Origin of the sequence: Williamsia sp. D3, from assembly GCF_000506245.1 — a bacterium.
GTDB classification, from domain to species: Bacteria; Actinomycetota; Actinomycetes; order Mycobacteriales; family Mycobacteriaceae; genus Williamsia; species Williamsia muralis.
Genome location: NZ_AYTE01000036.1, coordinates 1 through 9,987, shown reverse-complemented (window position 1 = coordinate 9,987; position 9,987 = coordinate 1). Strand labels below are relative to the sequence as shown.

The window sequence follows — 9,987 nt, the reverse complement described above, 5'->3', positions numbered from 1 at the left end:
CGCTCACGGCCGGCGCCGACCCCGGTGTCGTCCGGGTTCCGTTGGCCGACGCCGCGACCCTGGCCGGCGACCTCGACACCGCCACCCGATTGGCCGACACCATCCTCGCCGCGGATTCACCGTCAGATCGCAGTGACGCCGTCCGGATCGGCGCGGCGGTAGCGGCACGGCGTGGAACGTATTCGCGGTCGGCAGACCTCTATCGGTGGCTGGGGCCCGAGGCCGCCGGACCGGACGCTCCGATCGGCGTGCTCACCCTGCTCGCGACCGGGGATCGTGCGGGTGCCGAGGAGTTCTCGGTAACCGCAGGTGCAGCGCCTCCCACCACCGACAACGCCCGCGGAACCCTCCTCAGCTCCGGGTTGCTTGCGTCGTTGACGTCGTCGCCGGCTGCGGCCCTCGGGCCCATCTTGCGGGCGGTGTCCCTCTCCGCAAAGCACCGCCGAGCCGAACCCGAGTCCGCCGCTGCCGTCGCGGCGCTGCTCTGCCTGCACAGTGGCGACCTCGCCGGCGCGAAGGCCGCACTGTCGCGCGATTGCGATCAGACCCCACGCGAACAACTCCTCCTCGGGTGGACGGCGATGGTGGGCGGCGACCTGGTCACGGCCACAGAAATCCTCGGAGGGGTCACGCCCCAGAACCTGCGGGACGAGCTGGTGGCCCATGCGCTTGCCGTGGCGATCGCCCGACGTCGCGGCGACATGGGTGCCCTGGTCGCCGCGTGGCGCGGCGCCGTGCCAGTGGTGGCCGAGATGGAGGTGGACCTGTTCGCATTGCACCCCCTCGGCGAGTTGTGGCTCGCGGCGGTCCGCTTGCAGGACACAGCGCGACTCGCCCACCTGGTGACGGCCGCCGACCGGTTGCTCGCGGCTCTGGGCTCACCGCCGGCGTGGTCGATGTCGTGGAGTTGGTACGGCGTGCAGGCCGCCATCCTCGCGGACGACCCCTCGGCCCTGGTCCCCTATGCACGTCAGCTCGGTCAGGCCGCCGCAGGCGAACCGTTCGGTGCGGCCCTTGCCGACGCGGGCCGGGCGTGGCTGCGGGTGCTGCAAGGACAACCCGATGTGGCCGAGGTGAAGAAGGCGGCGTCGGCGCTCGAGCAGGCCGGATTGCCTTGGGACGCGGCTCGACTCGCCGGCGAGGCCGCACTCCGGGTCGACGACACCCAGGCGGCCACCTCATTGCTGCAGGTCGCCCGACTCGTCGGCGCACCAGCGGTCGCGGCCACCGCAACACATGTCGATTCCGCGCACCCGGCCGCCGGCCCGTTGACCGAACGCGAGGCCGAGGTGGCCCGGAACCTGCTGCTCGGGCTGACGTACCGCGAAATCGGTGCCCGCCTGTTCATCTCGGGCAAGACCGTCGAGCATCACGTGGCGAGGATTCGGCGTCGTCTCGGCGCCGGGTCCCGGTCGGAGATGTTGTCGATGCTGAGAGCCGCGGGATACGGCCCGACAACAAATCAAGGGGGAGCCCAGAGCGCCACCTCATCGTGAAGGTGAACATCTGGAACAATTCCCCCGGTGAGCGCCACCATGACCGACCCACCAGTCGTGTCCGGGGCGCCATCGAAAAAGTCCACCGAGTACCGCCACGACCTCGACGGACTACGTGGCATCGCCATCACCCTGGTGGCCGTCTTCCACATCTGGTTCGGCCGCGTGTCCGGTGGAGTCGACGTCTTCCTGACCCTGTCCGGCTACTTCTTCGTGGCGTCGCTCCTCAAACATGTGCTGGCCACCAGCTCTCCCGCTGCTCGGTGGTCGACGGCGATCAATCCTGGTCCACGCCTCTGGCGGCTCGCGCGACGACTCCTCCCCGCGCTTCTCACGGTGCTGCTGTTCATCGTGGTGCTGTCGCTGTGGCTGATGCCTCGAACCCGATGGTCGCCGCTGGGTGACGAGGCCGTCGCCTCGGCGCTCTATTACCAGAATTGGCACCTGGCCCTGGCATCGCAGGACTACCAGGCCGCCGATTCGGCGAACAGTCCGATGCAGCATCTGTGGTCGATGTCGGTGCAGGGACAGTTCTTTGTGGTCACGTTGCTGGCCGCATTGGCGCTCGGCGGCGTCCTGAGAGGGCTCGCACTCAGATTCGATGTCTTCGGCCGACCGAAGGTCATCCGCGGGATCGTGTTCGCCGCCCTGCTCGGTGTCGCGGCGATCTCCTTTGCGTGGGCCCACCACCGGCACGGCATCAATCAGCCCTTCAACTACTACGACACCATCGCCCGTTGCTGGGAACCGATAGCCGGCGGTCTCCTCGCCGTGTGGATGCCCCGGCTCAAGATGGCGCAGTGGATGCGAAACCTGTTAGGCCTGATCGCTTTGGCCCTCATCATCAGTTGCGGGTGGTGGATCGTCGGGGTGCAGCAGTATCCGTCGACGCTCGCATTGGTGCCCGTCGGCGCGACCCTGTTGCTGATCTGGAGTGGCTCGCGCCAGACCGCACCCGGCGACAGCACCGACCCCGGCGCGGTCAGTTCGTGGCTCGCCCACCCATCCATCGTCTGGCTCGGCTCCATCGCCTACGCCCTGTATCTGTGGCACTGGCCGCTGCTGATCTTCTACCTGACCTGGCGATACAAAGACAGCGCGAATTTCATCGAGGGCGCCGGGATCATCGCGGTCTCGCTGCTCTTGGCCTGGGCCACAGCCAGATACGTCGAGTCCCCGATCCGGGCCGGAAAGACGCCGTGGCGACGGTCGGCGACGGTGATGACGGCAGTTCTCCTGGTACTCACCGTGGTCGCCGGGGCGGGCATCGTCAGCTGGAACCGGCACGTGCAGAACATGACGGTGGACACCCAGAATCTCGATCCGCGCCTGTATCCCGGCGCACGCGCGTTCCTCGACGGCGTGCCGGTGCCACGGGTGGAGCCCGAACCCAGTCCGCAGGTGGTCGAAAAGGACTGGCCCATCACGTCGTACGACTCGGTGATCTCCGGCTGGAAGGACGGATCGATCAGAGTCGGCGTGTACGGCGACGTGAACGCCACGCGCACTGTGGCTCTCGTGGGCGGCTCCCACGCGGAGTACTGGATCACCGCTCTCGATGCGATCGGCAGGCAGCACGGATTCAAGGTGACCACCTATCTCAAGGTCGGCTGCCCGCTGACCACGGACTACGTGTTCACCTGGTTCGGCCAGAAGTACTACCAATGCAACGAGTGGTCGCGTGACGTGATGGCACGCCTGGCCGTGGACAGACCAGACGTGGTGTTCACCAACAGCACTCGCCCGGTGGAAGGTCAGGTCACCGGCGACTTCGTCCCCAAGGACTACCTCGACATCTTCACCGAGTTCCGTGACCGCGGACAAAAGGTGATCGCCGTACGCGACAACCCCTGGGCCGTCGGCCAGGAGAGTCCACCGGAATGCCTTGCGCTGGGCAAAAAGCCGTCGGTGTGCGGGGTCGAAAGGTCACTGGTGATGTCACCGACCGACCCCGCACTGGACATCGCGCCCCAGTTCCCGAACATGAGTTTCCTCGACTACACCGACGCGATGTGCAGCGACACATACTGCCCCGCCGTGGTCGGGAACATCCTGCTATGGCACGACTTTCACCATCTGAGTGCGACGTTTGTCCGCAGCCTCGTCCCCGCACTCACCGCCGACATGCAGAGGGCTCTACCCGGTTGGTGGTGAGACCGCCTACGCCTCACTCTTCCAGCGGGCGATGTCGTCGTCGGAGATCTCCACCGGGCCCGTGGCCGGTTGGGTGATCCGGATGTGGTTGCCGAAGGGATCCCTCAGCGCACAGTCGATTCCGTAGGGCTGCTCCGTCGGTTCCTCGGTGAACTCGACACCGAGTGCGGACAGTTCTTCGTAGGTCTTTCGGCAGTCGTCCGTGGTCAGCATGGCGGCGGCCCCCAGCGCACCCTTGGTGACGAGGTCGCGGACCGCTGCGGCCACCTCTTCGCTGTGGGCGGGTGGGCCCGGGACCTCGAGGAGGATCTGGCGATCCGGGTCGCCGGGCAGGGCGATGGTGAGCCACCGCATGAAGCCCATGTCGACGTCGTCTTTTTTCTCGAATCCCAGTTTGCCGACGTAGAAGTCGAGTGCTTCGTCCTGATCGAGAACCATGACCGTGTGAATGCTGATGTTTTTGAACATGTCTCAACGGTAGGGGCAGGGGTGGCCGCGCTGCTTATCCAAAACTGCTCGGTCTCGACCAGGTTCTGACAAAACATCCCGGCACCTTCACCGGCGTGGCAGTGGCCCGGAATCCGCTGGGCGAATCGCCGACGACGGTTCGAAACGTCCGGCTGAAGGTCCCGAGACTCTCGAACCCCACCATCGCCGCGATGTCGGTGACGGGCAGCAGTGGATCGCGCAGCAAATTCATCGCTCGCTCGATGCGACGGCGCTGCAGATACCGGTGCGGCGTCTCCCCGAATGTGGCCCGGAAGGTTCGGGTGAAGTGGGCAGCGGACATGTGTGCCACGGCCGCCAACCGGGGCACGTCGAGTGGCTGAGCATAGTCGCGGTCCATCGCGTCGCGGGCGCGCAGCAACCGTCGGTTTTGATCCTCACCGGGACTCATTGCCACGGTCAGAGCCTAGTGAACTACGCGAACTGATCCCAGCCGAGCTTGGCCGACATCACCACGACCACCACGAGCAGTGCGGCCCGGATCACCCCCGACCCTCGATTGAGCACCGTCCTCGATCCCAGCAGCGATCCCGCGACGTTGGCCACCGCGAGTAGCAACCCGAGCTGCCACCACACGTGCCCCTGGATCGCGAACACCACCAGAGCGCCGAGGTTCGTCGCGGTGTTGGCGATCTTGGCCAGCGCCGCACTCTCGATGAAGCTCCGGGAGAGCACCACGGTGAGCGCGATGATGAGGAACATCCCGGTACCGGGGCCGAAGATGCCGTCGTAGAAACCGATCACCGCAAACGCGACACATCCGGCGATCATCTGCCGGCGGCTCAGCGGGCCGCCCGACCCGGTGCTCCGGCCGAACGAGGGCCTGCACGCCACGAAGATCCCGACCGCCAGCATCAGCACGATCACCAGCGGCCTGATCACATCCGCCGACACCAGCGACGCCGCGGTGGCACCGGCCGCCGCACACACCCCGGCGATCGGTACGGAGATCAGGGCGAGGCGTCGCGGGACGGCGGTCACCCGGGAGAACGCGATGGCGGCCGCGCCGGTGCCCCAGATCGCCGCGAGCTTGTTGGTACCCAGCGCAGTGGCGGGTGCCACGGTGGGGAACGCGATGAGCATCGCCGGGATCAGCACCAGGCCACCACCACCGATCACCGCGTCGATCCAGCCCGCCGCAAGGGCCGCGACCAGCAACAACGTCAACACATCCCAGTCGGGGATCATCTCGCACAGCCTTTCCACACCAGATGGACAGTAGGTGGACGTGACAAATCCCTCAGACACCGAGGAGGGTAATCACAGGTGGATGCGGCATGCTGTACGACGATGACCGCCACCACCCCCGCCGATTCCGCAGGCGCTGGGACCGTCACCAGCAGGTCCCGGCCGACCGCGAAGCGGGCGTATCTGCACCACGTCGACCTGATCCGGGCAACCACCTTCTCACTGGTCATCTTCGTGCACTGCCTGACCGCGACAACCGACGAATGGGACAGCGTTCCGGTAAACTCGACCACCCTGCTGCTCCACTTCACCCGCAACATGTTCTTTGCGCTCAGCGGCTTCGTGCTGATGTACCAGAACTTCGAGCGGGTCGACTTCCGGTCGATGGACTTCTGGCGCCGGCGGATGAAACTGGTCATCTTCCCGTTTGTGATCTGGTCTTTTGTGTATTGGGCCGTCGAGGACATGTGGGCGCACGGGCGCACCGGTGACATCCCCGGCAGCCTCGGGGAGTTCTGGGATCTGCTCAAGTGGGGCCTGTCCGGGTTCCACATGTACTTCTTGTTCGTGATGCTGCAGGTGTACCTGCTGTTCCCGCTGGTGCTGTGGCTGGTGCGCCGCACGCGCGGGCGCCACCTGGCGCTGCTCGCCGTCAGTGCGGCAGTGCAGTGGGCATGTTTTGCGGTCATCACGCACTGGCAACCACCTGCGAGCATCGCCGGGGTGTGGTGGCACTACTACGCGACCTTCGTGCCGTATCAGTTCTTCGTGTTCGCGGGAGCGGTGACGGCGGTCCATCTCGACGACATCCGGCTGTGGCTACAGGGCAAGGGCTGGTGGTTGTTCAGCGCACTGGTGGTGACCGGGTTGTTCGCTCTCGGCAACTTCTGGTGGCGGGTGTGGGGTGATGATCAGCGTGCGATCGATGCGAGCGCCGCTTTTCAGCCCACGTTGTTCCCGTTCCTCGTCGCCGCAGTGGCGTGCCTGTACGCGGTCGGCCAGCACTGGGCCGACCATCACCGGCGAAGCACCCCCCGTTTCGACCGCATGGTGAAGTACGCCTCGAATCGCTCGTTCAGCGTCTTCCTGGTACATGCGTTGCTGATCTTCTTCATCCTCTACCCGCAACGCAACAACGTCGCGTGGGTGGTGGACGTGTTGGGCGCGCCGTGGGCGACCATCGTCGTCTATCTCGGCACGCTTGCCGGCTCACTGCTCGTGGTGGAGGCCCTACGCCGGATGCCTGGGTCGGCGTATCTGACCGGCCGGCCCCGGTTGCCGATGCCAGAGAAGTTCGACGTTGCTCAGCTCATCATCACCGTCAACAACGCCCGCGGTCGGGCCAGCACCGTCTCACGTAGGTGATTGCGCGCGATTGTCCATGTCGGACAATCACATTCGGCGAGTACACCGTGGGCTTCGATACCTGCGTCGCGGCACAGCGCCACGGCGCGACCGAGATGGAAGCCCTGAGTGACCACCAGCGCCGACCGCACCCCGAACAGGTCGTGGGCGCGACGGCACGATGCCGCGGTGTCGTATCCCTCGGGGTCGTCGATGATGTCCGACGGGGGCACCCCGTTCTGCTGGAGATAAGCGCGCATCACCGCCGGCTCGTTGCCCGCCACTGCGCGGCCGTTCCCGGAGTTGAGCACCTGCTGCACCCGGCCGTCGCGGTAGAGCGCGAGTGCCGTGTCGAGCCGGCCACGTACGTACGAATCGGGTTCGCCGTCGATCACCTTCGCCCCCAGCACGAGCGCCACGGATGCCGAGGGGGCTTCGGAGGCCTCGGACGTCCGGCCATGGGCCTGCACGTACACCCAGGTGCTGGCGATGGTCACGACAAGCTCGACGCCTGCCAACCCGGCGCCGATCAGCAGTAGAATTCGGTAACGACTTATGGCGGACATCACAAATACCTTACCGATCAGTAACTTAGGACAACCTGCGCAAAACCTTGGCACAGCCAGGCCTTAACGTACCTAGTGGAGAACACTGCGTGCGCTGGAGCGATTCAACGCGACGCCGTGAGCGCCACACAGCTTGCGATAGGGCCAGGCCCCATCTGGGGCCATCAGGCCGACCGGGTGAACCATTCGACCGCGATGCGTAAACAGACGTATATCGGGCGGATGGTTCGAGAGAGAAAGGCCGTGACGCCGTGAATACCGCGACGATCACCATCGGCACCATTGCTGCTCTGGCAAGCCTGGTGTGCTGGGCACTGTTTTTCCGCGGAGTGTGGACGATGCTCCGCACCATCGCCAAGGGGCAGAAGGACAACACCCGGTTCACGCCGGTGCTCCCTCGCTTCAAACAGATGATGATCGAGTTCATCGCCCACACGCGGATGGCGAAGTTCCGAACCGTCGGCTGGGCCCACTGGCTGGTGATGATCGGGTTCCTGCTCGGTTCGCTGCTGTGGTTCGAGGCCTATGGCCAGACGTTCGACGCCAAGTTCCACTGGCCGTACTTCGGCGACACCTTCGCCTGGCACCTGCTGGATGAACTCCTGGGCCTCGGCACCGTGATCGGCATCGTCACCCTGATCATCATCCGTCAGCTCAATCACCCGCGCGTTCCCGAGCGGCTCTCCCGGTTCGCCGGTTCGCGCTTCGGCGCCGCGTACTTCGTCGAGGTGGTTGTGCTGCTCGAGGGCCTGGGCATGATCATGGTGAAGGCCGGCAAGATCGCCACCTACGGCCACGCACATGCCGGCTCGGACTTCTTCACCATGCAGGTCGCCAAGCTGCTCCCGGCCAGCCCGACCATGGTCTCGGTCTTCGCGCTCATCAAACTGATGTCGGGCATGATCTGGCTCGCCGTCATCGGCCGCAACATCACGTGGGGCGTGGCGTGGCACCGCTTCTCGGCCTTCTTCAACATCTACTTCAAGCGTGAGGACGACGGCGGGGTCGCGCTCGGCGCGGCCAGGCCGATGACATCGGGCGGCAAGGTCCTCGACATGGAGACCGCCGACCCCGACGTGGACGCATTCGGTGCCGGCAAGATCGAGGACTTCACCTGGAAGGGCTGGCTCGACTTCACCACCTGTACCGAGTGTGGTCGCTGCCAGAGCCAGTGCCCGGCATGGAACACGGGCAAGCCGCTCTCCCCCAAGCTCCTCATCACCTCACTGCGTGACCACGGTTACGCCAAGGCGCCCTACCTCCTCGCCGGCGGCAAGAAAGACATCAGCGGCGACGAGATCGGTCTGGTCGACGCCGACGGAAACGTCCTGCAGGACAAGCTCGATGCGATCCCCGAGGCCGCCCGCAACGAGGCCGAGCGCAAGCTGGTCGGCGAGAGCGAAGGCACCACGGGCGCGGTCATCGACACCGAGACCCTGTGGAGCTGCACCAACTGCGGTGCCTGCGTCGAACAGTGCCCGGTCGACATCGAGCACGTCGACCACATCATCGACATGCGCCGCTACCAGGTGCTCATCGAGTCGGACTTCCCGTCCGAGCTCGCGGGCCTGTTCAAGAACCTGGAGAACAAGGGCAATCCGTGGGGCCAGAACTCCAAGGACCGCACCAAATGGATCGACGAGATGGACATCGAGATCCCGGTGTACGGCCAGGATGTCGAGAGCTTCGAAGGCTTCGAGTACCTGTTCTGGGTCGGTTGCGCCGGCGCCTACGAGGACCGCGCCAAAAAGACCACCAAGGCCGTTGCCGAACTGCTCGACATCGCCGCCGTGGACTTCCTCGTCCTGGGTGAAGGCGAAACCTGTAACGGTGATTCCGCCCGCCGAGCAGGCAACGAGTTCCTGTTCCAGATGCTGGCGCAACAGAACATCGAGACCCTCGACGAGATGTTCGGTACCGCTCCCGCGCAGGCCAAGAAGATCGTTGTGACCTGCCCGCACTGCTTCAACACCCTGGGCAACGAGTACCCGCAGGTCGGCGGCAAGTACGAGGTGGTCCACCACACCCAGCTGCTCAACCGACTGGTCCGCGACAAGCGGCTCATCCCGGTGGCCCCGGTCAACAAGGACATCACCTACCACGACCCTTGCTTCCTGGGCCGCCACAACAAGGTCTACGACGCCCCGCGTGAGCTGATGGACGCCTCCGGAGCCAACCTGACCGAGATGCCCCGTCACGGCGAGCGGTCGATGTGCTGTGGCGCCGGCGGTGCCCGCATGTGGATGGAAGAGACCATCGGCAAGCGCATCAACCTCGACCGGGTCGACGAGGCACTCGGCACCTCACCGGAGAAGGTGGCCACCGGCTGCCCGTTCTGCCGCGTGATGCTGACCGACGGCGTGACCGCGAAGACCTCGGGCACCGAACTCGAGAACAAGGTCGAGGTGCTCGACGTCGCGCAGCTGATCCTCGACTCCGTCAGGCGCGGCGCCCCCGAGATCAAGCGCGGCGGCCGTTTCCTCGGCGCAGCATCGCTGGGATTGTCGGCGCCGGTCGCCGAACCAGAGGCCAAGCCGGTCGAGAAGAAGGAACCGGCAGCCGAGCCCGCCAAGGCGGCAGCGGCCACAGCCACCGACACCAAGGAAAAGCCGAAAGTCGGCGGCGGACTGGGCATCGGCGGCGGCGCCAAGAAGCCGGGCGGCGGTGCACCCAAGCCCGGTGGCGCAGCAAGAAGCCAGGCGGCGGCGCACCCAAGCCGGGTGGCGCAGCAA

General features: G+C 65.8%; 8 protein-coding genes. 4 read left to right on the top strand and 4 right to left on the bottom strand.

The annotated features are described in order from the left end of the window. Positions 1–1,496, top strand: a 1,496-nt coding sequence (locus W823_RS51635) for a LuxR C-terminal-related transcriptional regulator (protein ID WP_023961718.1), incomplete at its 5' end; no start/stop codon positions are given. 39 nt (positions 1,497–1,535) lie between these two features. Further along, the gene (locus W823_RS51630) at positions 1,536–3,650 is read left to right on the top strand and encodes an acyltransferase family protein (RefSeq protein ID WP_031333166.1); all 2,115 of its coding nucleotides are present in this window, start codon (positions 1,536–1,538) and stop codon (positions 3,648–3,650) included. A 6-nt stretch (positions 3,651–3,656) separates the two neighbouring features. Here the strand turns inward: W823_RS51630 and W823_RS51625 are convergent, their stop codons facing one another. The 3 genes from W823_RS51625 to W823_RS51615 are packed head-to-tail and all read right to left on the bottom strand — an operon-like array spanning position 3,657 to position 5,345. Continuing rightward, the gene (locus tag W823_RS51625) at positions 3,657–4,118 is read right to left on the bottom strand and encodes a VOC family protein (RefSeq protein ID WP_023961714.1); all 462 of its coding nucleotides are present in this window, start codon (positions 4,116–4,118) and stop codon (positions 3,657–3,659) included. A gap of 34 nt (positions 4,119–4,152) precedes the next feature. Then, entirely contained in the window at positions 4,153–4,548 is a 396-nt protein-coding gene (locus W823_RS51620; protein WP_023961712.1) for a helix-turn-helix domain-containing protein, read from the bottom strand. A 23-nt stretch (positions 4,549–4,571) separates the two neighbouring features. Then, positions 4,572–5,345 (bottom strand): TSUP family transporter, encoded by a 774-nt coding sequence (locus W823_RS51615; RefSeq protein WP_023961710.1) that lies wholly within the window; start codon positions 5,343–5,345, stop codon positions 4,572–4,574. A gap of 102 nt (positions 5,346–5,447) precedes the next feature. Between W823_RS51615 and W823_RS51610 the strand changes: the two genes are divergently transcribed. After that, positions 5,448–6,710, top strand: coding sequence for an acyltransferase (locus W823_RS51610; RefSeq protein WP_023961709.1), 1,263 nt, complete (start codon positions 5,448–5,450; stop codon positions 6,708–6,710). Here W823_RS51610 and W823_RS51605 read toward each other — a convergent pair. Further along, positions 6,650–7,255 (bottom strand): vancomycin high temperature exclusion protein, encoded by a 606-nt coding sequence (locus W823_RS51605; RefSeq protein WP_023961707.1) that lies wholly within the window; start codon positions 7,253–7,255, stop codon positions 6,650–6,652. The two genes, W823_RS51610 and W823_RS51605, sit on opposite strands and share 61 nt — an antisense overlap. Positions 7,256–7,506: 251 nt before the next feature. Between W823_RS51605 and W823_RS51600 the strand changes: the two genes are divergently transcribed. Next, on the top strand, positions 7,507–9,987 hold a 2,481-nt coding region (locus W823_RS51600; protein ID WP_023961706.1), incomplete at its 3' end, for a (Fe-S)-binding protein.

What these genes read in the sequence shown, in the direction of transcription:
- W823_RS51615 (WP_023961710.1), bottom strand. Translation starts at nt 5,345, where the DNA reads ATGATCCCCGACTGGGATGTGTTGACGTTGTTGCTGGTCGCGGCCCTT.
- W823_RS51605 (WP_023961707.1), bottom strand. Translation starts at nt 7,255, where the DNA reads ATGTCCGCCATAAGTCGTTACCGAATTCTACTGCTGATCGGCGCCGGG.
- W823_RS51610 (WP_023961709.1), top strand. Translation starts at nt 5,448, where the DNA reads ATGACCGCCACCACCCCCGCCGATTCCGCAGGCGCTGGGACCGTCACC.
- W823_RS51620 (WP_023961712.1), bottom strand. Translation starts at nt 4,548, where the DNA reads ATGAGTCCCGGTGAGGATCAAAACCGACGGTTGCTGCGCGCCCGCGAC.
- W823_RS51625 (WP_023961714.1), bottom strand. Translation starts at nt 4,118, where the DNA reads ATGTTCAAAAACATCAGCATTCACACGGTCATGGTTCTCGATCAGGAC.
- W823_RS51630 (WP_031333166.1), top strand. Translation starts at nt 1,536, where the DNA reads ATGACCGACCCACCAGTCGTGTCCGGGGCGCCATCGAAAAAGTCCACC.